General features: G+C 66.8%; 26 protein-coding genes. 15 read left to right on the forward strand and 11 right to left on the reverse strand.

The genetic code is table 11. From position 1 onward, the window contains the following. Positions 1-27: 27 nt before the first annotated feature. The 3 genes from U5775_RS06715 to U5775_RS06725 form a co-directional block, all read right to left on the reverse strand. On the reverse strand, positions 28-162 hold the full coding sequence (locus U5775_RS06715) for a hypothetical protein (RefSeq protein WP_415913520.1): 135 nt from the start codon (positions 160-162) through the stop codon (positions 28-30). Positions 163-230: 68 nt separating this feature from the next. Then, entirely contained in the window at positions 231-434 is a 204-nt protein-coding gene (locus tag U5775_RS06720) for a hypothetical protein (protein WP_322057344.1), read from the reverse strand. A 43-nt stretch (positions 435-477) separates the two neighbouring features. After that, the gene (locus tag U5775_RS06725; RefSeq protein ID WP_322057345.1) at positions 478-1,341 is read right to left on the reverse strand and encodes an SDR family oxidoreductase; all 864 of its coding nucleotides are present in this window, start codon (positions 1,339-1,341) and stop codon (positions 478-480) included. A 184-nt stretch (positions 1,342-1,525) separates the two neighbouring features. Between U5775_RS06725 and U5775_RS06730 the strand changes: the two genes are divergently transcribed. Continuing rightward, positions 1,526-2,551: an SDR family oxidoreductase gene (locus U5775_RS06730; protein WP_322057346.1), complete on the forward strand. Its 1,026-nt coding sequence runs from the start codon at positions 1,526-1,528 to the stop codon at positions 2,549-2,551. A gap of 48 nt (positions 2,552-2,599) precedes the next feature. Here U5775_RS06730 and U5775_RS06735 read toward each other — a convergent pair whose 3' ends face one another. Continuing rightward, positions 2,600-3,847 (reverse strand): phosphatidylserine decarboxylase family protein, encoded by a 1,248-nt coding sequence (locus U5775_RS06735; RefSeq protein ID WP_322057347.1) that lies wholly within the window; start codon positions 3,845-3,847, stop codon positions 2,600-2,602. Positions 3,848-4,249: 402 nt separating this feature from the next. On the opposite strand from U5775_RS06735, the gene U5775_RS06740 reads away from it, so the two are divergent. Both U5775_RS06740 and U5775_RS06745 read left to right on the forward strand, forming a co-directional pair. Then, complete coding sequence (locus tag U5775_RS06740; protein WP_322057348.1) at positions 4,250-4,411, forward strand: DUF1328 family protein; 162 nt, start codon at positions 4,250-4,252, stop codon at positions 4,409-4,411. 174 nt (positions 4,412-4,585) lie between these two features. Then, positions 4,586-5,110: a DNA starvation/stationary phase protection protein gene (locus U5775_RS06745; RefSeq protein ID WP_322057349.1), complete on the forward strand. Its 525-nt coding sequence runs from the start codon at positions 4,586-4,588 to the stop codon at positions 5,108-5,110. A gap of 118 nt (positions 5,111-5,228) precedes the next feature. Here U5775_RS06745 and U5775_RS06750 read toward each other — a convergent pair whose 3' ends face one another. Further along, positions 5,229-5,804, reverse strand: coding sequence for a DUF6496 domain-containing protein (locus U5775_RS06750; protein ID WP_322057350.1), 576 nt, complete (start codon positions 5,802-5,804; stop codon positions 5,229-5,231). A 262-nt stretch (positions 5,805-6,066) separates the two neighbouring features. On the opposite strand from U5775_RS06750, the gene U5775_RS06755 reads away from it, so the two are divergent. The 3 genes from U5775_RS06755 (at position 6,067) to U5775_RS06765 (ending at position 12,157) form a co-directional block, all read left to right on the forward strand. Beyond that, positions 6,067-9,858 carry a CheR family methyltransferase gene (locus tag U5775_RS06755; protein ID WP_322057351.1) on the forward strand — a complete coding sequence of 1,264 codons (3,792 nt, stop codon included), beginning with the start codon at positions 6,067-6,069 and terminating at the stop codon, positions 9,856-9,858. A gap of 39 nt (positions 9,859-9,897) precedes the next feature. Then, positions 9,898-10,506, forward strand: a complete 609-nt coding sequence (locus U5775_RS06760; protein ID WP_322057352.1) for a recombinase family protein — start codon at positions 9,898-9,900, stop codon at positions 10,504-10,506. A 289-nt stretch (positions 10,507-10,795) separates the two neighbouring features. After that, a complete protein-coding gene (locus U5775_RS06765) occupies positions 10,796-12,157 on the forward strand; it encodes a HAMP domain-containing sensor histidine kinase (RefSeq protein WP_322057353.1) in 1,362 nt (453 codons plus the stop codon). Between the two features lie 33 nt (positions 12,158-12,190). On the opposite strand, the gene U5775_RS06770 is transcribed toward U5775_RS06765, so the two are convergent. After that, positions 12,191-13,057: an alpha/beta hydrolase gene (locus tag U5775_RS06770; RefSeq protein ID WP_322057354.1), complete on the reverse strand. Its 867-nt coding sequence runs from the start codon at positions 13,055-13,057 to the stop codon at positions 12,191-12,193. 198 nt (positions 13,058-13,255) lie between these two features. Between U5775_RS06770 and U5775_RS06775 the strand changes: the two genes are divergently transcribed. From U5775_RS06775 to U5775_RS06795, 5 genes are all read left to right on the forward strand, one after another. Further along, positions 13,256-14,041, forward strand: coding sequence for a DUF1275 family protein (locus U5775_RS06775; RefSeq protein WP_322057355.1), 786 nt, complete (start codon positions 13,256-13,258; stop codon positions 14,039-14,041). A gap of 10 nt (positions 14,042-14,051) precedes the next feature. Then, on the forward strand, positions 14,052-14,618 hold the full coding sequence (locus tag U5775_RS06780; RefSeq protein WP_322057356.1) for an aconitase family protein: 567 nt from the start codon (positions 14,052-14,054) through the stop codon (positions 14,616-14,618). A 69-nt stretch (positions 14,619-14,687) separates the two neighbouring features. Next, on the forward strand, positions 14,688-14,993 hold the full coding sequence (locus tag U5775_RS06785; RefSeq protein ID WP_322057357.1) for a hypothetical protein: 306 nt from the start codon (positions 14,688-14,690) through the stop codon (positions 14,991-14,993). After that, positions 14,990-16,306 carry a cation:proton antiporter gene (locus tag U5775_RS06790; protein ID WP_322057358.1) on the forward strand — a complete coding sequence of 439 codons (1,317 nt, stop codon included), beginning with the start codon at positions 14,990-14,992 and terminating at the stop codon, positions 16,304-16,306. The genes U5775_RS06785 and U5775_RS06790 overlap by 4 nt, the downstream gene beginning before the upstream one ends. Before the next feature lie 369 nt (positions 16,307-16,675). Beyond that, the gene (locus U5775_RS06795) at positions 16,676-19,027 is read left to right on the forward strand and encodes a PAS domain S-box protein (protein WP_322057359.1); all 2,352 of its coding nucleotides are present in this window, start codon (positions 16,676-16,678) and stop codon (positions 19,025-19,027) included. A gap of 92 nt (positions 19,028-19,119) precedes the next feature. On the opposite strand, the gene U5775_RS06800 is transcribed toward U5775_RS06795, so the two are convergent. Then, the gene (locus tag U5775_RS06800) at positions 19,120-19,380 is read right to left on the reverse strand and encodes a glycine zipper domain-containing protein (RefSeq protein WP_322057360.1); all 261 of its coding nucleotides are present in this window, start codon (positions 19,378-19,380) and stop codon (positions 19,120-19,122) included. A 188-nt stretch (positions 19,381-19,568) separates the two neighbouring features. On the opposite strand from U5775_RS06800, the gene ligD reads away from it, so the two are divergent. Together ligD and U5775_RS06810 are read left to right on the forward strand one after the other, a co-directional pair. After that, the gene (gene ligD, locus U5775_RS06805; protein ID WP_322057361.1) at positions 19,569-21,155 is read left to right on the forward strand and encodes a non-homologous end-joining DNA ligase; all 1,587 of its coding nucleotides are present in this window, start codon (positions 19,569-19,571) and stop codon (positions 21,153-21,155) included. 20 nt (positions 21,156-21,175) lie between these two features. Then, positions 21,176-21,457 (forward strand): hypothetical protein, encoded by a 282-nt coding sequence (locus U5775_RS06810; RefSeq protein WP_322057362.1) that lies wholly within the window; start codon positions 21,176-21,178, stop codon positions 21,455-21,457. Between the two features lie 14 nt (positions 21,458-21,471). Here the strand turns inward: U5775_RS06810 and U5775_RS06815 are convergent, their stop codons facing one another. Both U5775_RS06815 and U5775_RS06820 read right to left on the reverse strand, forming a co-directional pair. Beyond that, complete coding sequence (locus U5775_RS06815; RefSeq protein ID WP_322057363.1) at positions 21,472-22,032, reverse strand: phasin family protein; 561 nt, start codon at positions 22,030-22,032, stop codon at positions 21,472-21,474. A 145-nt stretch (positions 22,033-22,177) separates the two neighbouring features. Beyond that, complete coding sequence (locus tag U5775_RS06820; protein ID WP_322057457.1) at positions 22,178-22,375, reverse strand: hypothetical protein; 198 nt, start codon at positions 22,373-22,375, stop codon at positions 22,178-22,180. 1,002 nt (positions 22,376-23,377) lie between these two features. Here U5775_RS06820 and U5775_RS06825 point away from each other — a divergent pair. Beyond that, on the forward strand, positions 23,378-24,835 hold the full coding sequence (locus U5775_RS06825; protein ID WP_322057364.1) for an MFS transporter: 1,458 nt from the start codon (positions 23,378-23,380) through the stop codon (positions 24,833-24,835). Between the two features lie 140 nt (positions 24,836-24,975). Beyond that, positions 24,976-25,332 carry an STAS/SEC14 domain-containing protein gene (locus U5775_RS06830; protein WP_322057365.1) on the forward strand — a complete coding sequence of 119 codons (357 nt, stop codon included), beginning with the start codon at positions 24,976-24,978 and terminating at the stop codon, positions 25,330-25,332. Positions 25,333-25,408: 76 nt separating this feature from the next. Here the strand turns inward: U5775_RS06830 and U5775_RS06835 are convergent, their stop codons facing one another. Then, a complete protein-coding gene (locus tag U5775_RS06835; protein ID WP_322057366.1) occupies positions 25,409-26,365 on the reverse strand; it encodes an alpha/beta hydrolase family protein in 957 nt (318 codons plus the stop codon). Positions 26,366-26,503: 138 nt separating this feature from the next. After that, positions 26,504-26,878 (reverse strand): VOC family protein, encoded by a 375-nt coding sequence (locus tag U5775_RS06840; protein WP_322057367.1) that lies wholly within the window; start codon positions 26,876-26,878, stop codon positions 26,504-26,506. Positions 26,879-26,902 lie beyond the last annotated feature (24 nt).

The following is a 26,902-nucleotide window of genomic DNA, read 5'->3' on the forward strand; positions in this document are numbered from 1 at the left end:
GACGTTGAGCCGACGTCGAGCCGACGCTCAACCGATGCGCCGCTGCGAGATATCTTCGAGCGTGTTGGCGAGATGCTCGCGCTGCGCGCCGTCGCGGCGCGTGGCGATGTCGCCGAGCGACAGCGCGCCGACCAGCTTGTGATTGCAGATCGGCGCGGCCACGGCCGCGCCGCCCGGCCGCCGCTTCCCGTGCCGCTTTTGCGCGCGCCGGGCCGGCCCCGTTTCAACCGTTACACGTAAGGACTGCCAGAAGCAGGAGTCCGCCCCGCGCGCTCGGGCGGCGCGTTCGAGGGCGGGTCGCCTTCGGGCAGCGGCGGCGGCTCGTCGTCGGGGCGCGGCGGGGGCGGTTGGCGTTCGGGGTCGCCGGCCGGGTCGTCTATCGGATCGGTCGGCGGCAAATGGAACGAGGGGTTCAAGGTATCGATGCGCGGCATGGCAAGGCTCCGGAAAATACGGCGCGTTTGGCGAACAGCGCCTTCAAATGAGCGGCGTGCCGCCCGTGACCGCGAGCGTGGCGCCCGAGATATAGCTGCCTTCGCACGAGGCGAGCAGCACATAGGCGCCGGCGAGCTCGGCGGGCTGGCCGGGCCGCTTCATCGGCGTGGCCTGGCCGAACCCGGCGACGTCGCCGGCCGGCATCGTCGAGGGAATCAGCGGCGTCCAGATCGGTCCCGGCGCTACGCAGTTCACGCGGATGCCGCGCTCGGCCACGAGCTGCGCGAGCCCGCCCGTGAAGTTCTGGATCGCGCCCTTCGTGGCCGCGTAGGCGAGCAGGGTGGGCTTGGGCTGGTCGGCGTTGATCGACGCGGTGTTGACGATCGCGCTGCCCGGCTTCATGTGCGTGATCGCTTCGCGCGAGATGCGAAACATCGCGCCGATATTGGTATCGAAGGTGCGGTCCCATTCGTCGTCGCTGATCGATTCGGGCGAGTCGTGCGTCATCTGGTAGGCCGCGTTGTTTACGAGAATGTCGAGCTTGCCGAACGTGTTCACGGTCGTGCGCACGAGCTCGCGGCACCATGCGCGATCGCGCACGTCGCCGGGCAGCAGCAGCGAGCGCCGGCCGGCTTCCTCGACCCAGCGCGCGGTTTCCTGCGCGTCGTCGTGCTCGTCGAGATAGGCGATGGCGACGTCGGCGCCTTCGCGCGCGTAGGCAATGCAGACCGCGCGGCCGATGCCGCTGTCGCCGCCCGTGACGAGCGCGACCTTGCCGGCGAGCCGGTCCGAGCCGCGATAGCTCTTTTCGCCGTGGTCGGGCTGCGGGTGCATCGGCGCGGTGAGGCCGGGCGTGCGCTCCTGCTGTTGCTCGGGCAGGGGTGGGGTGGGGCGATTCTCGGGCATAGCGCGTCCTCGTGGAGTGGGGAGTCCTGGCGTTTCTCCGCATCGGCCGTGCCGCGAACGCGGCCGGGGGCGCTCGTTCGCTCCGGGCGTGCCGTGGCGCTGCCGAACGCCTCCAAATGTGAGCGATTGGTGCACAGGCATGCGCGTTGCGTGCGCCGTGCCAGAACCATCAGGAGTACGTGCTATGACGAATCGGGCGCAGAACAGGATCGTCGTGGTGACCGGCGCGGGTGCCGGCGTGGGCCGGGCCGCCGCCGAGGAATTCGCGCGCGCGGGCTACGACGTCGCGATGCTCGCGCGCGAACCGCAGCGCCTCGCGCGCGCCGCCGCGCAATTGCGCGGCTATGGCGTGCGGGTGCTCGCGCTTCCCACCGACGTGGCCGATGCGCAGGCCGTGGAAGCCGCGGCGGCGCGCGTGGAAAGCGAGCTCGGGCCGATCGACGTCTGGGTAAACGTTGCGATGGCAACGGTTTTCGCGCCGGTCTCGGCGCTCGATGCGCGCGACGTGGAGCGCGCCACCCAGGTCACCTATCTGGGCCAGGTCTACGGGACCATGGCCGCGCTCGCGCGCATGCGCCGGCGTAATTGCGGCACGATCGTCAACGTGGGGTCCGCGCTGGCCTCGCGCGCGGTGCCGCTGCAATCGGCCTACTGCGGCGCGAAGTTCGCGGTGCGCGGCTTCACCGACGCGCTGCGCTCGGAGATCCTGCACGACGGCCTCGCGGTGCACCTCTCGCTCGTCGATCTGCCCGCCATCAACACACCGCAGTTCGACTGGGCGGCCAATCGCACCGGCAAGCGCGCGCGGCCCGTCGCGCCCGTCTATCAGCCCGAGGTGGCGGCGCGCGCGATCCGCTTTGCGGCCGAGCATCGGCGCCGCACGCTGTGGCTGGGCTGGTCCACGGCGCGCGCGATCGTGGCGGACCTGCTCGCGCCGGGCCTCGTCGACCGCTATCTCGCGCATGCGGGCTACAGCGGCCAGTTGACCGACGAGCCGCGCGCCGACGACGCCCCCGACAATCTTCACGCGCCGGTGCCGGGTGACTACGGCGCGCATGGCCGCTTCGACGACGAAGCGCGCAGCGCAGGCGTGCCGCTCTTCACCGACCGCCATGCGCGGGCGCTCAAGGGCGGCCTCGCGCTCGGCCTGCTGGGCTTGATCGGCGCGGCGGCGATGGGCGCGCGTCGGTTGGGGCGCGGGCGTTCGTGATGCGTGTGCCTTCGCCTTTGCGATTGACCATGCAGCACAGCTCTGCGCTCACCCCGAAGCCAGTGCGAGCCGCGCATTGACCTTGAGCGGCGCGACGTCGTCGCGGTAGGGCGGCTTGGGGATGAACCGGCGGATCACGTTCGGCTGGAAGATCAGGCAGTAGGTGCTCCCGCCGTACTGAAAGAAGCCCAGCTCGTCGCCCTTGGCCAGATGCTGCCCCACCGAGGCGACGATGCGGCACGACGACACCTCGGCCATGCCGACGAACACGCACGCGAGCGTGCCGATGGCGGGCGAGTCCGCCTCGATCACGATCACGGCGCGCGCCGCCACGGCGCTCGTGTAGCCCTGCGAGTCGTTGAGGCCCCGCACGTCGGTGCCCTCGGCTTCGAGCCCCGAATAATAAGTGCCGTCGATGTTGTACGCCTGCACGATCCGCCCCGCGATCGGGGCATGCCAGCGGTGATAGTTGAACGCGCTCAGATATCCCTGGTACACCTGACCGCCCGCGAAGCGCCGCACGAATTCGGTCTCGCTGCCCGCGAGGATCTCGCGCAGCGAATACGGTTGTGCCTTGACCCAGAAGCGGTCGTGCAACTGGCAGTCTTCGCGCACGTCGTAGGGCGAAGCTTCGCACGCGTTGACGATCACGGCGGGGTTCTCGGGCTCGTCCACGAGCCGCGCGCCCGCGCGCAGCCGGCGCGTGAAGAAGTCGTTCCACGAGGCGAATCCCCAATGCGGCTGCGAGCGGTCGCAGTGGTAATCGGCGAGGCTCATCTTGCGTTGCGCGGCCTCGCAGAACCATCCGTGGGGCGCGTCGGTCGTCAGATGCGTGCGCGAATGCGGCCCGCACAGAAAGCCGCACCAGTATTCAAGCACGCGCCGCAACTGCGCGTTGAACGCGGGGTCGCGAAACACCGCATAGCCGGACGGCATGCACATCGGCCAGTCGAGCACGAGGTTCAGCGGCGTCGCAATGGGCACTTGCGCATCGAAGGGCGGCGCATAGCCCGCCAGATAATCGACGATGCTCATCAGCTCGTCGATATTGGCGTAGCCGAGCTCGAAGCCCATGCCCAGCGCTTCGTCGATCGCGCGCGAGAGATTCATCCGCAGCACGGTGTCGCTGTGCACGAGCTCCGCGAGCTGGCGCACGACGCGCGTCATGGGCGTGCGGCGCTCGCGCTCGCGCGCGGCGGCCGCGATCCGCAGGCGCGCCTGCGCCGCCGCTTCTTCCTTCTGCGGCATCCAGTTGCCGAGGCGCCGTTTCGTGGCCGGCCTGGCCGTCGTCTGCATGGCGGGGTTCCTCCTGCTCTCCGGGGTCCATACAAGGTGCGTACGGGCCTGGCCGTACTCCGTAACCGGAAGCAACAGCGATGCCGCGCGTCGGGTTTGCTGGGTTCGTTGGGCTGGAAAGCCGATCGGGCCAGCCCGGCGCGCGGGCCCGGCATTCCATCCAGGCCCGGTTTTTGTAGCCCTTACGCGTAAGGTTTGAACGTATCTGGCGAGGACGTAAGCCCGGGCACCGGGCGATGCGCCTGGCCGCTCACGGACGGCCAGCATGCGTGCGCCGCAGCGGCGCGGCAAGGCACGCTCATTGCGTAGCGATCACCGTGACCAGGAGCCTGGGTCCGCGCGCCGCGATGAGCATCTGTTTCATCGCGGCGCGTCGTGCCCGGCGACATTCAGGAGCCGACAATGCTTTATTACGCGGTCGTATTTTTCATCATAGCCGTGGTGGCGGCTATTTTCGGGTTCGGCGGTATTGCTGCCGGTGCGGCGAGCATCGCCAAGATCCTGTTCCTCGTCTTCGTCGTCCTGTTCATTGCCAGCCTGCTGTTTGGCGCGATAAGGCGCTGAGGGTCCCGCGAAAGACGAGCGCGCAGCGTGCCGTGACCCGGCGCGCGCGGAGCGCGAGCGGCTGGTAAGGATGCCTGAATAAGGGTGTCGCTTGCGGCGCCGCCGGGCACGGACGCTGCGCGCAGGATGTTTTCAACTGTATGTATCAACTGCACGTACCAAGGAGCGAGCACCATGGCGAATACGGAATCGAAGCAAAAAGGCGGTACCGAAGCGAATCTGGCCACCCCGACCGACTTGGGGCAGGACGCCCGCAAGGAAGTCTCGGCGGGACTCACGAAGCTGCTGGCGGACGTCTTCGCGCTCTTCGTGAAAACGAAGAATTTCCACTGGCACGTGAGCGGTCCGCATTTCCGCGACTACCACCTGCTGCTCGACGACCAGTCCGCGCTCGTCTTTGCGATGATCGATCCGGTGGGCGAGCGCGTGCGCAAGCTCGGCGGCACGACGCTGCGCTCGGTGGGACAGATCAACTCGCTCAAGCGCATCGCCGATAACGACGCGGCGTTCGTCGCGCCTGAAGCGATGCTCGACGAACTGCGTCGCGACAACGAGGCGCTCGTGCACTTCATGCGCGAACTTCATCAGGTCTGCGACGACAAGGACGATGTGGCGACGGCCAGCCTGATCGAGAACTGGATCGACCAGACCGAGGAGCGCGTCTGGTTCCTGTTCGAGACGACGCGCCATACGCGCTGACCGGCGCGTGGCCGGGTTATCGGCCATTGAGAAAGGCCGCCTGCGGCGGCCGACCTCCCTCGCAAGATCCCGCCCGGCACAACCAGAATTGTGTCGGGCGGAATCGCGCCGGGGCGCCCTACCGGTGCCCGTGATGCGCGCGCGCCGCGCGCGTCTGAGCCGCCTTTTTCGCCGCAGCCGAACGGCCCGCTGCGCCCTTCGTCTGCACGGCTTTCTTCGCGGCCGCCGAACGTCCCGCCGCGCCCTTCGTCTGCACGGCCTTCTTCGCCGCCGCCGAACGGCTCGCAGGCGTGCGTCGCGCCGCAGCGCCCTGTGCCTGCTTCGACATCGCCTTTTCCGACGCGCCGGCCTTGCTCTCGCGCTTGAGCACGGCGGTGCTCACGCGCGCGCGTTTCGCGGACGATTCGGTGCTCGCGCTGTGGCGCTCCTTGTGCTGGCCCGCCTCGCTGTCCTTGGCGGCCTTCTTGCGCGTCGCTTCGCTGGCCTTGCCCTTGGCGGGCGGCTTCAGGTCGACGCCGGCGCGGCGCGCCTTCGAGAGGCCGATGGCCACGGCCTGCTTCGCCGAGCGCACACCGTGCTTGCCGGCGCGCACGCGGTCGACTTCTTCCTTGACGAACTCGCCGGCCTGGGTGCTGGGCGCCTTGCCGGCGCGCTTGTCGGCACGCGCGCGCTCGATCGTTTTCTTCTCGGGCATGGTTGTCCTCCTGCGTTTAATGAACTTCGTCGATAACGCGCGCAACCGCTGTGCCACGCCTGCTTCAAGTCCGTAGCGTGCCCCAAGCCGCGTGACCGACTGGCGCGCCACGCGGCACGATAATTGCTAACTATTAATGCTTGTCCTCAGGGAGCGAATTTGCACGGCTTGCATGGATTGCACGGCTCGCGTTGGAGACAGGGCGGCAAACGCGTGCCCCGGCAGCAGCAGACACGACTATTTTTCAAAGGGCTAGCCAGCCATGGCGAACAAACGTGGGCCCAATCTCCCCGGGCAGGCGAAACATCCGGTCGTCGGGATCGGTGCGTCGGCCGGCGGATTGCGTGCGCTGCTGGAGTTTTTCGAAGCGTTGCCTGCGCATACCTCGATGGCGTTCGTCGTGGTGGTCCATCTCGCGCCCGACCACGTCAGCAACCTGCCCGAGCTCCTGCAGAAGGCCACCACGATGCCGGTGCTGCAGGTGACCCAGCCCACCGCCATCGAGCCTGACCACGTCTACCTGATCGCCCCGTCGCGGGGCCTCACGATGGTCGACGACTACTTGCGGGTCGAGCAGAATCGCCCCGGCGAAGGGCGCCGCGCCGCCATCGACCTGTTCTTCCGCACGCTGGCCGAGGCGCACCGCGAGCGGGCCATCGGCATCGTGCTTTCGGGCGCGGGCCCGGACGGCTCCGCGGGCCTCGCGCGCGTGAAGGAGATGGGCGGCATCACGTTCGCCCAGGACCCGGCCGAAGCCGAATACGACAGCATGCCGCGCAGCGCGATCTCCACCGGCATGGTCGATTTCGTGCTCACGGCCGCGGAGATGCCGCAACGGCTGCTCGATCTGTGGCTCACAGCGAAAGAGATCCGCCTGCCGGATCGGGAGCCCGACGAGCGCGAGCAGACGCTCGCCAACGAGGCCGCCGAGCGCGCGCTGCGCGAGATCATGGTGATTCTGCGCACGCGCACGGCGCACGATTTCCGCCATTACAAGCGCGCGACGATCATGCGCCGCATCGAGCGCCGTCTGCAGGTCAACGGCATCACCGACCTCCAGGCGTACCGCGACTACCTGCACCTGCATCCCGACGAAACCCAGGCGCTGCTCCAGGACATGCTGATCAGCGTGACGAACTTCTTGCGCGACAAGGAATCGTTCGAGGTGCTGGAGCGCGACGTGCTGCCGGCGATCTTCGAGGGGCGCAGCGAGGAGGATCGTATTCGCGTGTGGTCGGTCGGCTGCGCCACCGGCGAGGAAGCCTATTCGCTCGCGATGCTGCTCCAGGAGCGCTCGCTCAAGGCGCCCGAGGGCGCTTCGTTCCAGATCTTCGCCACCGACATCGACGAGCGCGCGATCACCTTCGCGCGCACGGGCCTCTATTCCGACACGATCCTCAACGACGTCGCGCCGGGCCGCGTGCGCCAGTTCTTCTCCAGGGACGCCGCGCACTACCGCATCAAGAAGGAGCTGCGCGAGCACATGCTGTTCGCGCATCACAACGTGCTGAGCGATCCGCCGTTCTCGCGCCTCGACCTGATCTGCTGCCGCAATCTGCTGATCTATCTCGACCGCGAAGCGCAGATCGAGATTCTCAAGATGTTCCATTTCGCCCTGCGTCCGGGCGGCATTCTGTTCCTGGGCAACTCCGAATCCGCCGATAGCGTGAGCGCGTTGTTCAGCGTGGTGGACAAGCGCAGCCGCATCTACCGCGCGAACATGGCCGTGCGCGGCGACACGCCAATGCCGGTCACGCTCTCGGGCCCGCTCAATGCGCGCCCCGTGGTGGCGACGGTGCAGCCGCCGGGCCGCCGGCGCTTCTCGTTCGGCGACCTGCACCAGCGGCTCGTCGAGCAGTACGCGCCGCCCAGCGTGCTCGTGAGCCGCGAGTCGGAAATCGTGCACCTGTCCGACCGCGCCGGGCGCTTTTTGCAGTATTCGGGCGGCGAGCCCTCGCACAATATCGTCGCCGTGGTGCGTCCCGAGCTGCGCGTGGAGCTGCGCACCGCGATCTACCAGGCGCTGAACACGAACCGCAGCGTGGAGGCGCGGCGCGTGCGCATCGAGCGCGACAGCCGCTCGTACATCGTGAACATGACGGCGCGGCCCGTGCACGACCCCGAGGCCAACGCCGATTTCGTGCTCGTGCTGTTCGACGAAGTCGAAGACAGCATGAGCGGGTCGGACACGGCGGCCGGCGACACCGGGAAGGACCCGATCATCAGCCAGCTCGAACGCGAGCTGCAGCGCACCAAGGAGCAGTTGCAGTCGACCATCGAGCAGTCGGAGACCTCGACCGAGGAGTTGAAGGCCTCCAACGAGGAACTGCAGGTGATCAACGAGGAACTGCGCTCGGCCACCGAGGAGCTCGAAACCAGCAAGGAAGAGCTTCACTCGATCAACGAGGAGCTCACCACGGTGAACGCGGAGCTCAAGTCGAAGGTCGAGGAAACGGGCAAGATCAACGACGACTTGCAGAACCTCATCGCCGCCAACGACATCGGCACGATCTTCGTCGACCGCAATATCTGCATCAAGCGCTATACGCCGCGCGCGATCGACGTGTTCAGCATCATTCCATCCGATATCGGGCGCTCGCTGCTCGACATCACGCATCGCCTCGAATACGACAGGCTTGCCGACGACGCCGCCGAGGCGTTCGATTCGCTGCGTCTCATCGAGCGCGAGCTCAAGAGCAACGACGGGCGCTGGTATCTCGCGCGCTTCGTGCCGTACCGCACGACCGAGGACCGCATCGACGGCGCGGTGCTTTCGTTCATCGACATCACGGACCGCCGCCACGCCGAGGACCGGCTGCGCGAGGGCGAGCGGCGCATGCGCATCGTGGCCGAGGGCACGCGCGACCACGCGATCATGACCTTCGACGACGACGGCGGGGTCGGCGGCGCACGCATCGAGGCGGCGAGAGAAGCGGGCGAGCGCGACGCGCAGCGCCGCCGCGACGAATTCCTGGCCGTGGTCTCGCACGAGCTCAAGCATCCGCTCAATCTGATCTCGGCGAGCGCGGAGCTGATCGCGCGCGCGCCCGAGACGCGGCGCAACCTGAACCTCGCGCGCGCGACCGATACGATCCGGCGCACGGTGATCGGCCAGGCGCAGATCATCGACGACCTGCTCGACATTTCGCGCGTGCGCACCGGCAAGCTTTCGGTGGTGCGCACGGCCGTGGACATGCGCGAGATCGTGCAGCGCGTATGCGGCGCGGTGCGCGAGGAGGCCGAGCATCGCGGCATCGCGCTCAACGTCGCCGTGAGCGAGACGCCCGTGATCGTCCATGCCGATCTCACGCGCGTGGAGCAGATCGTCTGGAACCTCATCAGCAACGCGCTGAAGTTCACGGCGCGCGGCTCCGTGAACGTCAAGCTGCAGGTCAACGAGCACGCGCAAGCGGTGCTCCAGGTGGCCGACACGGGCAACGGCATCGAACCCGCGCTGCTGCCGCACATCTTCGAGATGTACCAGCAGAGCCGCGACTCGGCCACGCGCCGCGCGGGCCTCGGCATCGGCCTCGCGCTGGTGCGCGAGCTCGTGACGCTGCACGGCGGCGCCGTGCGCGCGGAGTCGGACGGTGCCGGGCACGGCACGACCTTCACGGTGGCGCTGCCCACGCACCGGCACGCGGCGGAACTGCCGGGCGGCGACGGCGCGGCCCCCGAGTCGCTGCACGGCCTGCGCATCCTGATGGTCGACGACGATCCGGGCACCGTCGAGACCTTCAAGCTGCTGCTCGAAAGCGAGGGCGCGACCGTGCAGACGGCCACGAGCGGCGAGCAGGCCCTGAAAATGCTCGACGGCAATGCACCCGATGTCGTGCTGTCCGATCTGGGCATGCCGGGCATGGACGGCATCGAGTTCGTCGAAAAGCTGCGTCGCGAGCCGGCGATGCAATCGGTGATCTGCATTGCGCTGAGCGGCTTTGGCCAGGAGGCGGAAATACGCCAGGCCGAAAATGCCGGCTTCAACGCGCACCTGAAAAAGCCCGTGCTGCTCGACGACCTGATTGCCGTCGTGGCCCGCCTGCGACAGGGCTGATTCCTTGCCGCGCGCGCTCGCGCCGTACCGGAGAGTCTCTTGCCGCAGACCTGGTTCTATATCAACGGCCCGAGCGACCGCTATTTCCCGGAGCAGGAGCTCATTCGCCTCGACAAGGCCGGCTATACGGTCGCGCTCAGCCGCGTGGCCATCGACAACGTGCGGCCGTTCGTCGGCACCGCGGAACGCGCGGCATTGAGCGGCCTGCTGCGGCGCGCGGCGCCCGGCGACGAGCTCGTCGTGCTCGATCTCTCGTGCCTCGGCAGAAGCGCGCGCGACGTGCTTTCGACCTTGCAGCGATGCCGCAAGGAGCGTATCGCGGTCCGTTGCGTGGAATTCGGCAACGTGGATCTCGCGGGCCGCCCCGAGCCTCAGGCGGTCAGGATGCTCAAGGCCGTCGTGCGCCTCGAAACGGCCATGCGCAGCGAGCGCAGCAGCACCAGCCTGAAAGAGGCGCAACAGAGCGGACGGCCCACGGGACGGCCGGGCTCGCTTTCGCCGGGGGACCGCGAGGACGTGATCGGCCTGCTCGACCAGGGCGTGTCGGTGAGCGAGATCGCACGTCGTTTCAAAACGTCCCGTCAAACCATCATGCGCATTCGCGCAGCGTCGGTCGTGCCGAGCGAAACGGACGCGCCCGCCATCTGACGGCTCGCGTGGCACGCGACCCCAAGGTGTCCGCCGGAACCTGCGCCAGCACGGCCTGCCCGTCACGGTTGCTATACGGACAGGCCCCGGACGGCGGGGACCATATCCCATTTTTTTTGCAGTTTCGACTACGCTGTCCTTAAAGGTTGCTCAACGGACATGGCGGGTCGCGACAACGGATCTGGACACGATTTGGCCGCAATGAACCGGTAGTTTTCCGTTATGCCCATCGCGCCAGTTGGCGTGCCCCTTGCCCATCATTGCTATGTGATGCATGCATGGAGCCAGCATGAACCACGATTGCACACAGGTCATGACCGTCGATGACGTGATCGTTACGGAGGAGCTTTCGCGCAGGCCGGCCGCCATGCGCAACTATCAGGCCGAGTGCGCGGCATTGAGCGGGCTCGGCCGGCAACTGGCCGCGCAATCGCGCCGCATCGGCCAAACGGTGGCCGATCTGGCGCTCGACCGCTGCCACGCGGATTCCGCGGGCGTCTGCCTGCTCGAACCTCAGGACGATGTGCGGGACGGAGGCCATGGAGACGAGGGAGACGAGGGAGACGATGGGGAGGATGAGGGCGTCGTCCTGCGCCTCGCCGCCATCGCCGGTCCACTCGCGGCTCGCGCGGGCCGCTCGGCGGGGCTCGGCGAGATGCCGTGCGGCACGGCCGTCATCCGCAACGAGGTCCTGTTGTTGCGCGAGCCCGCGCGCTATTTCACGGCGCTGCGCCATATCGAGCCGCAGATCCACGAAGCGCTGATCGTGCCGTGCGCGATCCACGGCGACGTCGTGGGCGCCGTCTGGGCCGTGACGCACGCTTACGGCCGACGCTTCGACGCCCAGGATGCGCGCTTTCTCGGCGACATGGCCGTATTCGTCGCGGCCGCGCGGCGCATGCATGGCGCGTTCCACGAGGTCAGCCTCGCGCACGAGGCCGACCGGCACAAGGACGAGTTTCTGGCGACGCTCGCGCACGAGCTGCGCAATCCGCTTGCCTCGATCAGCAACGTGGCCCAGCTCCTGCTGCGCGCGAAGACGGCGGGGCCCCTGCCCGACGGCATCGCCGAAATACTGGACCGCCAGGTGCATCAGGTGACGCGGCTCGTGGACGATCTGCTCGATCTTGCGCGCATTGCGCAAGGCAAGGTCGAGTTCGACATGCGGCCCACCGCGCTCGGCGACGCCGTGCGCAGCGCCGTGGAGTCGTGCCGGCCGCTGTTCGACCAGAACCGGCAGACGCTCACGGTGTCGCTGCCCGAGACGCCTGTCGTGCTCGTTGCCGATGGCGTGCGCCTCACGCAGATCATCGCCAACCTGCTGCACAACGCGGCCAAATACAGCGAGGCCGGCGCGCAGGCCTGGCTGACCGTGACCCGCGACGGCAGCGACCGGGTCGTCATTTCCGTGCGCGACAGCGGGGCGGGGATCGCGAAGGAGCAGCTCGGCTATGTCTTCGAGATGTTCGCGCAGGCGCACCGGAACACGGCGGGCGGCAAGCGCGGGCTCGGCATCGGGCTCATGCTGGTCAAGCAGCTCGTGGAGCGGCACGGCGGGCGCGTGGAGGCGCGCAGCGCGGGGCCGGGGTGCGGCAGCGAATTCGTGGTGTCGCTGCCCGCGGGGGGCGCTGCGGGGCGAGTCGCGCGGTGAGGCGGGGCTGGGTCGTGGGTTGAGTCGATTTCTTCAGGTGAACGAATCAGCAGAAGATTCGCGGGGGCCGGGCGTGAGCACGTCCGCGAGAAAGCGCAGCACATGTGTGGCGCCGCCGCGCTCCCATGCGTCGACGTGGCTCGCGTCGGCGACGAGCGCGAGCCGACGTGGCGCCCGCACGGCCGTGTAAAGCCTCGAAAACTGCGCCGGCGGAATCACGCGGTCGGCGTTGCCGCCATAGATCAGGACGGGCGCGGCAACGCGGCCGATCTTCGCGAGGTTGTCGTAGCGGTCGCGCACGAGGCGGCGCACCGGCATCCAGCGGAAGCGCGTGGCGGCGACGTCGGCGATCGAGGTGAACGGCGCTTCGAGTATCAGCGCCGCGAGCGCGAACTCCGTGGCCAGTTGCACGGCGACGCCGCTGCCCAGCGAATAGCCATGCACGACCACGCGGCGCGAGCGCTCCATGGCATAGGCGAGCGCCGCGCGGCCATCGGCGTAGAGGCCGGCTTCGTGCGGATGGCCCGGCGCACCCCCATAGCCGCGATATCCCGCGAGCAGGACGCCATAGCCGGCGTCGAGCAATGCGTGCGCGACGTGCATGCGTTGGTGCAGATCGTCGCCGTTGCCGTGGAAAAGCACCACGGTCGCGCGCTCCGCATGCCGGGGCGCCGCGTAGCCGCAGACGAGCTCGATGCCGTCCGCGGCGCGCACGCGTATGTAGCCGATGCGGTTTTGGGCGGCTTCGTGCGCGGTGGGGCCGCGACGCATGCGCTCGGGCGGATAGATCAGCCGGCCCTGCAGCCAGAACAGCAAGCCTGTCGCCGCGACATAGACGAGCAACGCGGCTGCGGCGAAGACCAGCAATCCCACCCATGCAATGTGCAGCGCTGCGCTCATGATCGCGCTCGTGACAGGGCAACGCGTGGATTATGCCTGGCGGCTGCGATTCGCATGGTCCAGTGCGTAGGGCTGATGGGGGATCGGGCGCGGGGCTGAGGCCGTGGCGGCGCGCGGGCCTTGCGTCATCGAGCCATCGCCCCATCGCCCCATCGCGCTGTCTTGCCCGCGCAGGCACGCGCGATGCGTTGCGATGCGTTGCAAACGTCCGAAGGCCGGCATCGCAGCGTTGCGCGCTCGATCGGCGATGCCTGGATTGCGTCGATCAAACTGCGCTGCGAGGGTGCGATGCCGATGTTCGTCGTGCTGTCGGCTGCGGCCGGCTTTGTCGATGCTGCGTGCTTCATGGCGCTCTCGCAGGTTTTCACGGCGCACGTCACCGGCAATTTCGCGGCGCTCGCGAGCGCGCTCGTCAAGCCCGATAGCGCGACGGGATTGCGCGTGGCCGTGATCGGCGCGTTTGCGGGCGGCGGCGTATGCGCGTTTTGCGTGGCCTGCGCGCTGGACGCCCGCGACGCCGCCGCGCCCGCGCCGGTGCGCCGCGCGGTGATACGTGTCGAGGCGGCATGGCTCGCGCTGCTGCTCGTGCTCGACGCCGTGCTGCCCGAAGGCGCCTGGGCGCGCTACGCGGTCGCGCTCTGCGCGGGCGCCGCGATGGGCTGCCAGGGCGCGCTCTCGAAGCTGCCCGGCGCGGCCGGTTTAGGCACGCCCACCACGGTGATGACGAGCAACTTCAGCGCGTGGACTCTCGCGCTCGCGCAGCGTCTCACGCGCCGCAAGCCTGGCGCTGGCGACGCTGACGACGCAGCCGCAGCCGCAGCGCAGGACCGCACGTTAGTGCAGCTATCGCTGCAACTGCTGGTGTTCATGACGGGCGCGGCGGCGGGCGCGCTGGGCGAGCAGCGCTTCGGCGTGATGGCGCTGGCCGTGCCGCTGGCGTTGCTGGCGGCGTTGTCGTTCGGCCGCCTGACCGCGCAGGCATGACCGACCAGGCATGAAGGACGCCACGGGCACGCTCGTGATGCTGGAGCTCGAAGCCATGGGCCTCGACCGCGCGCGCACGCGGCTCAGCGTCCAGTATGTCGATCACAACCTGATCCAGGAGGACTACCGCAACGCCGACGATCATCTGTTCCTGCACAGCGCGGCCCAGCGCTTCGGCCTCTGGTATTCGCGGCCCGGCAACGGCGTGAGCCATCCGTGCCATCAGGAGAATTTCGGCAAGCCCGGCTGCACGCTGCTCGGCTCGGACAGCCACACCTGCGCGGCGGGCGCCATCGGCATGCTGGCGGTCGGCGCGGGCGGCGTGGAGGTGGCGCAGGCGATCGCGGGCGAGCCGTTCTTCACGCGCATGCCCGAAATCTGGGGCGTGCGGCTCACGGGCCGCCGGCCCGACTGGGTGAGCGCCAAGGACGTGATCCTCGAAATGCTGCGCCGTCATGGGATTGCTTCGAAAAATCGCACGATCGAAACCCGTCACGCGATAACGCCGCGCCAGGTCGATTATCTGCTGCACGGCGGCGCGCTCAACTGGACGAAGCAGCGTTTGCACGGCACTTGAGCGTATCCACGTCGCGGAACATCGCTTGCGACACGCATGAATGCACGAACGCAATCGAGGAGAGCAGTCATGGGAAACCCCACGCACCACCCAGCGCCAGGCGAGCCGGCGCGCCCGGATGATGATCGATCCGCCTCGCACGCGGACAAGTCGGACAAGCCGGGCAAGCCAGGCAAGGCGCGCGGCGCGCCGGGCAGCTTCGACCAGCCCGAGCCGAACGACGAAGTGATGCCGCGCGCGGGCGGCCCGCATCCGAAGCAGACAGCGGAGGTGCCGCTGGGCACGGACGGCGGCGTGGAGCCGCCGGATTCGCACGGCCACAACAGCGCGGCGGTGAGGAGAAAGCACCTGAAAAAGGACCCCAAAACCGGATGACCGAAGAAGCGCTGTGGTTCCTGGTCGTCGGCGTGCTGCTGATGTTCGTCGCGCTGGCGCGCGGCCCGATCGCGCGGCTGCCGCTCACGGGCGCGATGATCTATCTCGCCGCGGGCGTGGTCGTGGGGCCGGGCTGCCTCGGCCTCGTCCATGCCGATCTCGCGCAGAACGTGCGCACGCTCTCCGTGATCGCCGAGGCCGGCCTCGTCATCTCGCTGTTCTCGGTCGGCATGCACCTGCGCGTGCCGCTGCGCGACCGGCTCTGGCGCTTGCCGCTGCGCCTCGGCGTGCCGGCCATGGCGCTCACCGTCGCTTTGATGTTCGCGCTGGCCTGGGCGACGGGCTGGCCGCCTGGCGTCGCACTGTTCCTGGCCGCCGCGCTCGCGCCCACCGATCCGGTGCTCGCCAACGAGCTGCGCGTGCACGAAGCCGGCGACGCCGAGCCCGTGCGCTTCGCGCTCTCCGGCGAAGGCGGCCTCAACGACGGCGCGGCGCTGCCGTTTGCGATGCTCGGCCTCGCGCTGTGCGGCGTGCACGTGAGCGGCATGCAAAGCGTGCCGGCGTTCGCGGCGACGCTCGTGTGGGGCGTGGCCGGCGCCGTGCTCACCGGCGGCGCGCTCGCCATGCTCTGCGTGCGGCTCGTGCTGCATCTGCGCACGCATTACGGCGAGGCGCTGGGGTTCGACGGCTTCATCGCAATCGGCCTCATGTCGGTGACTTATGGCGTGGCGCTGCTGCTCCATGCGTACGCCTTCGTGGCGGTGTTCGCCGCGGGCGTCGCGCTGCGGCACGAGGAGCTGCGCGCGACGGGCGCGCGGCGTCCCGCCGAGGCGCTCGCGAGCGTGCAGCTCGCCGAGCGCACCGAAGTCGCGCAAGACCCCGAGCGCGCGCATGCGTGGCTCGCCGAGGGCATGACGGACTTCACGCTCGAAATCGAGCGCTTCGCCGAATTTTCGGTTCTCCTGATCATTGGCTGCGTGGTCTCGGCGCACTGGCGCGAGATGCTGGAGCCGCGCGCCGTGCTCTACGCGCTGGCGCTCGTGTTCCTCGTGCGGCCGCTGGGCGTGCTCGCGGCGATGACGGGTTCGAGCGCGGACGGGCAGCAGCGCCGGCTCATGGCCTGGATGGGCATACGCGGCGTGGGCGCGTTCTATTACGCGGTGTGGGGGATCGACCAGGCGGGCGAGACGCTGCGCCCGGTGCTGCCCGCGGCGCTCGATGCGATTGTGATCTCCGTGGTGCTGCACGGCTCGACGGCCGGCTACGCGCTGGGACGCTATCTGCGCCGCCGGGAGGCCGCGCAGGCGCGCTAGCGGGCGATGGCATCGATAACGCGCAATGGCGCTTTCGGCGCACTGCCTCTCGCGCTAGCGCTTCTTCAGCTGCCGCGCGTCGTCTACCGAGGTCACGCCAATTTGGGGCCGGAAAGCCGCGCCTTCATCGACATTCAGCCTTCGCGGTTCCCTTCATTCGAACAACGATTGCGCCCCGCATGGCAAAATGCCCATCACCCACGTGGGAAGGGCCGCGCCGGCCTGTACCCGGTATTTACCCGGCGTGGCCGCCGCGAATCGCGGCGCCGCCGGCCCTGGAACGGCAATTGCGCAACGTTCCGATGCACGACGCGCCACTCAACGATCGGACGGTACTGTCCGGACCCACGGCGATCAAGGGAGAATCGCATGAATCAATCACGGCCCGAGCAGTATGACTGCTGGGAGCAAGCCTTGATCGCGCGCGTTTCCGAGTATGCGATTTTTCGTTTGACGACGACTGGCGAAGTGGTGAGTTGGAACGCGGGAGCTGCGCGTATCACGGGCTACAGCGCCGAGGAAATCGTCGGGCAGCATTTCTCGGTCTTTTATCCGCGCGAGGACCGGGAGGCGGGCGTGCCGGCCGCGGCGCTGCAGATGGCGTGCGATACCGGCCAGTTCGCCACCGAAGCGTGGCGCATGCGCAAGGACGGCCTGCGCTTCTGGGCCAGCGTCCTCGTCACGCCGCTGCGCGCGAAGGACGGCTCGCTCACCGGATTCGCCAAGATCGTGCGCGACGTGACCGACAAGCGGCTCGCCTACGACGCGCTCATGGAAAGCGAGCGCAAGTTCCGGCTGCTCGTGCAGGGCGTCACCGACTATTCGATCTTCATGCTCTCGCCCGAAGGCAAGGTGACGAACTGGAACATGGGCGCGGCGCGCATCAAGGGCTACGAGGCGAGCGAAGTCATCGGCACGCATTTCCGGCGCTTCTACACGCCCGAGGACGCCGCGCAGGGCCTGCCCGAGCGCGGCCTGCAGATCGCCGCGCGCGAAGGCCGCTTCGAGACCGAAGGCTGGCGCATTCGCAAGGACGCAAGCCGCTTCTGGGCCAACGTCGTGATCGACGCGATCCGCGACGAGGACGGCAAGCTCATCGGCTTCGCCAAGATTACGCGCGACGTCTCCGAGCGCAAGGCCGCCCAGGAGCAGCTCGAAAGCGCGCGCGTCGCGCTGCTGCAGGCGCAGAAGATGGAGGCGATCGGCAAGCTCACCGGCGGCGTGGCCCACAATTTCAACAACGTCCTGCAGGTGCTGCGCGGCAACCTCGAACTGCTCGAACGGCGTCACGGCCACGACCCCGTCTCGCGCGAACGTCTGGACAAAGCCATCGGCGCCGTGGAGCATGGCGCGAAACTCGCTGCGCAGCTACTCGCCTTCGGCCGCCGCCAGGCGCTGCAGCCGCGCGTGGTGAACCTCGCGGCCATGCTCGACAACATGGATGACATGCTGCGGCGCGCGCTGGGGGAACTGATCGAAGTGGAGGCCGTGGTTTCCGAGGACCTCTGGAATACGCTCGTCGATCCCAACCAGCTCGAAAGCGTGGTGCTCAATCTCGCCATCAACGGCCGCGACGCGATGCCCAGCGGCGGCAAGCTCACGCTCGAACTCTCGAACGCGACGCTGGACCGGCACGGCAGCGCGCTGGCCGCCGACGTGCCCGAGGGACACTACGTGCTGCTCGCGGTCACCGATACGGGAACGGGCATGCCGCGCGAGGTGCTCGAACGCGCGTTCGAGCCGTACTTCAGCACCAAGCCCGAAGGCGAGGGCACGGGTCTCGGCTTGAGCATGGCCTATGGCTTCATCAAGCAAAGCGGCGGCGACATGCGCATCTATAGCGAGCCGGGGCACGGCACGACGGTGAAGGTCTGGTTGCCGCAATCGGACGAGAGCGTGGTCGACCTCGATCCCTTGCCGCCCATGCGCGTCGAGGGCGGGACGGAGACCATCCTCGTCGTCGAGGATGATCGCTACGTTCAATCGGCCGTGGTCGAAACGCTGGGCGAGCTGGGCTATACCGTGCTCAAGGCCGACGATGCGCAAAGCGCCATGGTGGTCGTGAAAAGCGGCGCGAAGATCGATCTGCTGTTTTCCGACGTGGTGATGCCGGGCCCGCTGAGCAGCACGGAGCTGGCCAGCATGGCGGTGCGCGCGGTGCCCGGCCTCAAGGTGCTGTTTACGTCCGGCTACGCGGAAAACGCTATCGTGCACGGCGGCCGGCTCGACGAAGGCGTGCATCTGCTGAGCAAGCCGTACAGCCGCGCGCAGCTCGCGGGCAAGATCCGGCACGTGCTGGGTCCGTCCGGTGCGAAAGGGGCTGCGGGCGCAGCGCTGGTCGGGCCGGCGGGGGTGCCGCTATCGATACTCGTCGTCGACGACGAATCGGCCTCGCGCGAAGCCGTGAGCGAACTGCTCGCGGAAATGGGCTACTCAGTGCGCCAGGCCGGCGACGAGCAAGAGGCGATGCGCGCATTGGCCGATCAGGCCGCGCAGGTGCTCATCACCGATATCGCGTTGCGCGGCGGCTCGGGCATCGAGCTCGCGCGCGCCGCGCTGCGGCTGAACCCGCAACTGAACGTGATCTTCGCCTCGGGCAACGAGGCGCCGTCCGCGAAGGAAACCGGGCTCGAATGCGCGGCGCTGCGCAAGCCGTTTTCCGTCGAGGAGCTTTGCGCGCTCATTGAGAACGTGTCTGCTTCCGTGCGCAACGCGCGGTGAGCGAGGCGGCGGAACCGGCCATTTGAACGCAGCGGCGCGGATCGCCCGTCCCGCTCTGCTCCGGGCGCTCCGTTCGCCGCCGATGCGTGCACTCACTCGCGCTTCCAGGCCCATAGCGCGCCGCAGATGAGGCCAATGCCCGCTGCCACGCCGAGCGCCATGAGCGGATTTTCCGCGATCGTATCGCGCGTGGCGTCAGCGGCATTGCTCGCGAGCCGCTGCGATTTCCCGCACAGCGCCTTCACCCTGCCGGAGACCTGCATTTCCTGGTCTCCCAGCAGATCGCCGGCCAACGCCTTCGCTCCGCCTGCTGCTTCGTGAAGCATGCCGCTTGCGCGTGCTGCTCTATCCATGATCGTGCTCCTTGTTGGGTGGGTGGCGTTCTGGTGCAGCAGTCATCGTGCCCGTGCGGGGCGAATGCGGCTTCACATCGGCTTGATCGGCCTGATTGGCCTGATGGCCCGCGACGCTTGTGCTCGCCGGCAGGCACCTCGATTGCTGAAAATCATTGCTGCATCGGACGCATCGGAAGGGGAGAGCGATGAAACGCAAACTCGAGGTCTACGAATCGAAGCGCCGCTTCGAGAACACGCCGGAGCCGCGTGGCAACGCCCAGCCACGCAAGGCCCGTGGCCGCCGCGAGGGTGGCGATGGTGGCGACGGCGCGGCTTCGTACGTGATCCAGCGTCACGACGCGCGGACGCTGCATTACGACTTCCGGCTCGAACTCGACGGCGCGCTCAAGTCGTGGGCCGTGCCGAAGGAGCCGAGTCTCGATCCGTCCGTCAAGCGGCTCGCGGTTCACGTCGAGGATCATCCGCTCGCGTATGGCAGCTTCGAAGGGCGCATTCCCGAAGGCAACTATGGCGCGGGCAACGTGGAGATCTGGGATCGTGGCACCTGGCGGCCCGAGGGCGGGCTGGGTGCCGCGCGCGAGGGCTACGCGCAGGGCAAGCTGAAATTCACGCTCGACGGCGACCGGTTGCACGGCGGCTGGGCGCTGGTGCGCAGTCCCATGGGCGACGCGAAGCAGGAGCGATGGCTTCTGATCAAGCAGCGCGACGATGAGGCGGCGGATGAGGCGGCCCCGGCCTCGACCGCGCCCGAGCGGAGGGCGGGGCGCAAGACGGAGCCGGACGCAAAGCGCGAGGCGAAGCACGACACGGCACGCGATACGAAGCGCGACGCCAGGCCCGCGAGCGCACCGGCCCGGCGCACCCGCCGCGCCGCCGAAGGCGAAGCGGAAGTAGCCGGCGTACGCATCACGCACCCCGAGCGCGTGATCGACGAGCAAAGCGGTCTGCGCAAGATCGATCTCGTTCACTACATCGAGGCGATTGCGCCGTTGCTGTTGCCGCAACTGGACCAGCGGCCGGTATCGCTCGTGCGCGCGCCACGCGGCGTATCGGGCGAGCAATTTTTCCAGCGGCACGCGAAGCCGCCGCAGATCCCGCATGCGGTGCGCCATGCCGACCTCGACCCCGGCCATGCGCCGCTGCTGACGCTCGAATCCGTCGCGGCGCTCGTGGACGCGGCCCAGATGGACGCGATCGATCTGCATACCTGGAACGCGTCGACGACGAACATCGAGAAGCCCGACCGGATCATCTTCGACCTCGACCCCGATCCCGCGCTCGACTGGGGCCGCGTGATCGAAGCGGCGCATCAGACGCGCGAACTGCTCGAACGGCTCGGCTTGCGCGCATGGTGCAAGACGAGCGGCGGGAAGGGCCTGCACGTGGTCGTGCCGCTCGCGCGTCACGCGGGCTGGGACGAGGCGCTGGACTTCGCGCACGCGGTGACGGACCGCATGGCGGCGCAAATGCCCGAGCGCTTCAGCGCGAAGATGGGCGCGCAGAACCGCAAGGGGCGCATCTTTCTCGACTACCTGCGTAATGCGCGCGGCGCGAGCACGATCGCCGCGTACTCGCCGAGAGCGCGGCCCGGTCTACCTGTTTCCGTGCCGCTTCGCTGGGACGAACTCGACGCCACGACCGCGGGCGACCAGTGGAATATCGCGAACCTGCACGAACGGCTGGACGCGATGACGGGCGATCCCTGGGACGGCTACGGACGCGCGCGCCAACGCATCAGCGCGGCGATGCGGGAGCAAATCGACGCTGTTTGACGCGTTGAGGAGAACGATTCATGAAGGCACGCACGATTTTCGTTTCCGCAAGCATGGCGGCGATGTTCGCCGCTACGTGCTCCGCGATTGCGCAGAACACCGGCGGCAGCGGCGAAATGGGCGCGGGGCCGGGCGGCGAGGCGAACGGCGCGGGATCGTCGGCGCCTACCCGGAGCGTCGAGGAGACGCCGTCCGCAAGCGGCGCGAGTGCGTCATCGGTTCAATCGAAGCCGCATCGCGCGAAGCCGGGCCAGGCCCGGAAAGCGACGAACGCTCACGACGCCCCCGCAAGCAGCGACTGAACAACACCCTCGCCTCAGGACTTCGTCGCCTGCGCTACCGGATCGATGCCGCGCTTTGCCGACCTCGCCGCCGCATTGGCTGCCAGATCGACTTGAGTTCGCGCGACCTCCACGGCCTGTTGCCCAGTCTGCTGGAGCGACCCATAGAGTTGATGCGCGGCGCCGATGGCCGAATCCAGCGCGGCCACGATGGGCTCCGATCCCTGAGGGACGCGCTTCGCGAAGTCTTGCAGCGCCGCTCTCGCTTGGGTGCTGCACGCTTGCGCCTGCGCCTGCGAGCAGCGCACATAAGTCGCCTGGACCGATGCTGCGAGATCGAGGAGGCGGCGATTGTAGTCCTGGACTTGCCCGGCGGCAGGGACCATGAACGCGTTTTGCAGCGTCAGCCATTCGGAAGGTTCATGCGTGGCCAGCGCCTGCTGCGAGAACTCGCGAGTCGTGCTCAGAAGCGTGCGGGCGGCCTCCAGATTGAGGTCTGCTAACTTGTTCATGTTGTCGGTGAACGCGCTGCTGAGTTCGACGAACAGGTCGATGTTGGTCTTTTGCGCAGCGGAAACCAGTTCCTGGACTTGCATGGTGAAGCTCCTGTGGGCAGGGTCGAGTTGTATAAGAAAAGCGGCGTGACATGGGGGAGGCCATGTAACGCCGTGGGCATGGCAGTAGATGAAAACGAATGTGCAGTCGCGCGGAGTGGATGCGATGGCGACTCGCGCAGGGCGCTCAGTGCATGCGCGTGATGCTTTGAAGCAGCGAGTTTCCGTCGTCGGTCAGGCAGGGGCGATGGATGCCGGACGCGAGCTGTTCCATCGCAATCAACTGGTGTTCGACCAGGACATCCAGTTCTTCGCGAGTGAGATCGATCTGGTCTGGAGAATCCTTTACCAGCATCAGAGTCGCGAATTCGTGTGGGCTGAGCATGTCTGTCTCCAATATGGATTTATCGGGCGGGCGATGCCAAATAATCAGATCAATAAGTTGCATGCTTGCATACAGCATTAAACGACGATCAACGGAAAGCAATTGGCAAGAAACCTGAAACCTGGCTTGCAAGCTCAACGCGGCGCGCGACGAATCACGCTCCGGCTGAATGGAGCCCTGGCATGGAAGACGAACCTCATGAGACGAATGCTACGGTGTGGCGATGGACGGGGGAGACCTTCCCCAGTCATCTGAAGCCGGCGGCTCCAGGAGGGTTGCGAGCGAATGTCGCACGATCATTATGCAGTAGTGGTGGCGGCCGCGCACTGTTTATATATCGGTCTATACGGACATTTCGGACGCCCTGGACAACGGTGCTAGCTTCGCCTGGTTTCAGGCCAATGACAACAAAAAAATAGTCCATAGATAGGTATCCGATGTATTCATCGTTAATGCCTCGCCAGTCATTTATACCGATGCCCTGCTTTTAATGTCGGTAAATATCTACCAGTTCATCGGGGGAAGTGGGACGGCTTGCAGCCGTGTATCGCAAGTTAGTGGCGTGACCGGTAGGCCGATGCCAGTGCCGGACGAACCGCTTCGGTTCCTTCACACCAATCGCGACCATGGTCAGGAAGCTGCGCCGGCCAATCTGCGCTCCAGCAGTGAATGTGTGATGAAGCAAAAAAAGAACCCGCCAATCAGGGCGATATGGCGGGCTCAAGACAGTGGGCACATGGCTATGGTGCCCAAAGGGCCGATTGCCATATGGGATATGACAATCGAATGCAAATTAGCAAATGCGACGCTATCTGTCGCTGTACGGAAGTCACGCTTACTGAACACGCGCGAGCGGTGGTGCTCACGAGCGAGGCATGGATGGCGCCTGCGTTCTGTCACAATGCCGTTCGGCTTCTATAGCCCGGCATTTTGTTCGCGTTTACTGAGGAAGAACGGCTGCGCCACGTCCCGTAGCGCCACCGTTCTCCCTCAGAGGACGACATGCGAAACGCTTCCGCTTCCCCATCGCCCGACACGCGCGCGAGTGCCGCCGCGCGGCTCGAACGCTTGCCGTTTTCCGGCTATCACAAGCTGATTTTTCTGATCATTGCGCTCGCATTCTTCTTCGACTCGGTCGACCTGGGCACGATGACCTTCGTGCTCGGCTCGATCAAGAAAGAATTTGGCCTCACGAGTGCGCAGGCGGGACTCGTCGCGAGCTCGAGCTTTTTCGGCATGACGCTGGGCGCCGCGGTGGCGGGCCTGCTTGCCGACCGCTTCGGCCGGCGCCCGGTATTTCAATGGAGCATGGTGCTCTGGGGCATCGCCTCGTATCTGTGCTCGACGGCGCACGACATGAATTCGCTGATCGTCTACCGGATCCTGCTCGGCTTCGGCATGGGCATGGAGTTCCCCATCGCCCAGGCGCTGCTCTCCGAATTCGTGCCCGCCGCGCAGCGCGGCCGCCTTGTCGCGCTGATGGACGGCTTCTGGCCGCTCGGCTTCATTACCGCGGGCATCGTCGCGTACTTCGTACTGCCGGCGCTCGGCTGGCGCACCGTGTTCGCGCTGCTGGCGATTCCCGCCGTGTTCGTGCTCGTCGTGCGCCGGATCGTGCCCGAATCGCCGCGCTGGCTCGAACATCGCGGACGCCTCGCCGACGCCGATCGCGTGGTCGCGGACGTGGAGGCGCGCGTGATGCGCTCGGCGGGCGTGTCGAGCCTGCCCGCGCCGCCGCGGCTCGCGCAGCCCGCGCCTTCGCACGGGCGCGGGGCATGGCGGGAAATCTGGAGTCCTGCCTATCGGCGCCGCACCATCATGGTGTGGCTGCTCTGGTTTTTCGCGCTGCTCGGCTTTTACGGACTCACCTCGTGGCTCGGCGCGCTGCTGCAACAGGCGGGATTCGCGCTCACGCAGTCGGTGCTCTATACGGTGCTGATCTCGCTCGGCGGCATACCGGGATTCCTGTGCGCGGCGTGGCTCGTCGAGCGCTGGGGCCGCAAGCCTGTTTGCATCGCGTCGCTCGTGGGTGGCGGTGCGATGGCGTTCGCGTATGGGCAAACGGCGTTGCATGGGGCGAGCATCGCGCTGCTGATCGGCACGGGGCTCGTGATGCAGTTCTTCCTGTTCGCGATGTGGGCCGCGCTCTATACCTATACGCCCGAGCTTTACGGGACCGGTGCGCGCGCAACGGGTTCGGGATTTGCATCGGCGATCGGGCGGGTGGGGTCGCTAATCGGCCCTTATGCGGTGGGCGTCGTGTTGCCGATGTTCGGTCAGGGCGGGGTGTTTACGCTGGGCGCGCTATCGTTCGTGATCGCGGCGCTGGCCGTGTGGGTGCTCGGGATCGAGACGAAGGATGTGTCGCTCGAGGCGCTGGCGGCGGCTGGAGAGGGCGACGGCGCGGGGTGCGGCGATGAAGCTTGGGGAGCGAGCGGGATTCGTGAGGCTGATCGATAAGCCGCTGTGTGCAAGGCCCGTTCGCCACGCATGAGCGTGCACGGGCATCACCACCTGGAACGGCGTACCATGAGAAAGCTATCGAACGCCAGGCTCATCGTTGCCTGAGCGCGTAACGTCTTTCTGGACAGGGGGCCGCCATGATCCTGTATCACACCACGCCTGATTCACCGGTCATCGAAATAACGGTTGAAGGCAAGATTACCGACCACGAGCTGCGCGAAACCATCGAACGCCTGCGTGGCGATCTCGAACTGAACGGCAAGACCCGTGTGCTCGAACGCATTGAGCATTTCAGCGGCATCGAGCCGAAGGCGCTATGGACCGACATGACGCTCGGCGTCTCCGTCGCCCGCAAGGTCACGCGCGCCGCCGTGGTGGCCGACGCGGGCTGGATTCGCGCCTCGATGCATCTGGCGCGGTTCTTTATGAAGGCGGAGGTCAAGGCGTTTCATGGTGATGAGTTGGAGCAGGCGCGGGCCTGGATTAATGGGTGAGGGTTTTGTTGGGTGGGGTGAACGCTCGCTGAGCCGACTCATCTGGCACGCGCGGTCCACCGGACTAAGCCGGGATTCACCGAAGATTCGCCTGAAAAAACGTAAGCGCCATTTCGTCAAACTGCTTGTGAAAGACTGTCCGATCGAAGCCGTTTGCATCGACGCAGAGTCGCGGTTCTTTGTTCTTCATTGCCGCAGGACACGGAGCAAGAAAAGCAAAATGCGCCGCGTTGGAAACAATGTGATATTCAGGCCTGTGAGGAAGGGTTCTGGCGAGTGCGTCAGCGTTGCGCGGCAGCACGCCGTCGCCACCGAACTGGGAAGCCCAAAGCTGGATTGGCGCTTGCACATTCCTCAGACTCGCCGCGGTTGGGAATGCGTTGAACGGGTCCGCTAGCACAAAGGCTTTGATCCGCGCGTCATGAGTCAGGTGGTCGGTGGGCACCTCTCCACTTCTGACCTGTTTGCAAATCGGGGCGCGCGGGTCCGGGCACGTAATATCGGCATGCGGGAAATCCGGGTTACCGCCGGCCAACACCAGGCCTGTGTAGCCACCGCGCGAAAAGCCAAAAAAGCCTATCCGTTGCGGGTCGATTCTGGCTGCGTCGGGGGAGGTGCTCAACATGTAATCGATAAGACGCTTGATGTCGGTCGGTCGCTCGACGAACACCGACATATCGTCGGCCCGAGTCATGTCGGAGAATGTATCGCCTGGATGATTGATTGCCGCCACGACAAAGCCCGCTTCGGCAAGCGTCTCGGCAAGGTCTCGGTGGCCAAGGTACGATCCGCCATAGCCGTGCGAAATGACAACGAGGGGAAGCTTTTCGCCAGCGGTCGGACAGTCGCGCACCCCCTTCAGGACATATGGCCCGACCGGCACCTCCTGGGCAGGCTCGGCACACGGTGTCCACATTATCGCTTTCAACGCCGGACCGCCGGCATCAGCCGGAATCTGCGCGAACTTTATTCCGGCGGCGTGTGCAATTGCCGTAGACAGGCACAACAGAACGGCCAATATGGACGTTTTCATGTGATTTTGAGCGGTGAGTTGTCTGCTTTCAATATCCTGATTGGCGGTATTGCGGCGAAACGGCTCGAAGGCCAGATCCTGATTTTATACTCGTGTGCCAACGGCGGAATTTCGGATGATGCGCTCGCTCAGCCTTTCTCAACGCCCGGATCGAGAAAAAATATTGACGAGATTCCCATCCGGGTCGCGCAGCAGGAGCGAGCGATTGCCCCAGGGCATCAATGTCGTCGGCATCACGATGGTTGTGCCGGAAGCTTTCATCCGCTCGAACACCACGTCCACGTCCTCCACTTCGAACTCGAGGATTGCCGATTGATTGGCTGCGGCGGTGGCCGCTCCGACATTGAAAAGCTTGATCAGATTCTCAGATGAAATCGCGAGTGTCGAACTCACGAATCGCATTTCGGCAAACCCATCGGCCAGCCGTACAGCTTCGATCCCGGAAAGCCTCTGATAAAACTCGACCAGCCGTTCGATATCAAGGGTAACCAGTCGAACCGATGCAAACTTCATTTTTAGCTCCTTTTGCTGGAAAAA

It is taken from the genome of Paraburkholderia sp. J63, from assembly GCF_905220245.1.
GTDB lineage: Bacteria > Pseudomonadota > Gammaproteobacteria > Burkholderiales > Burkholderiaceae > Paraburkholderia.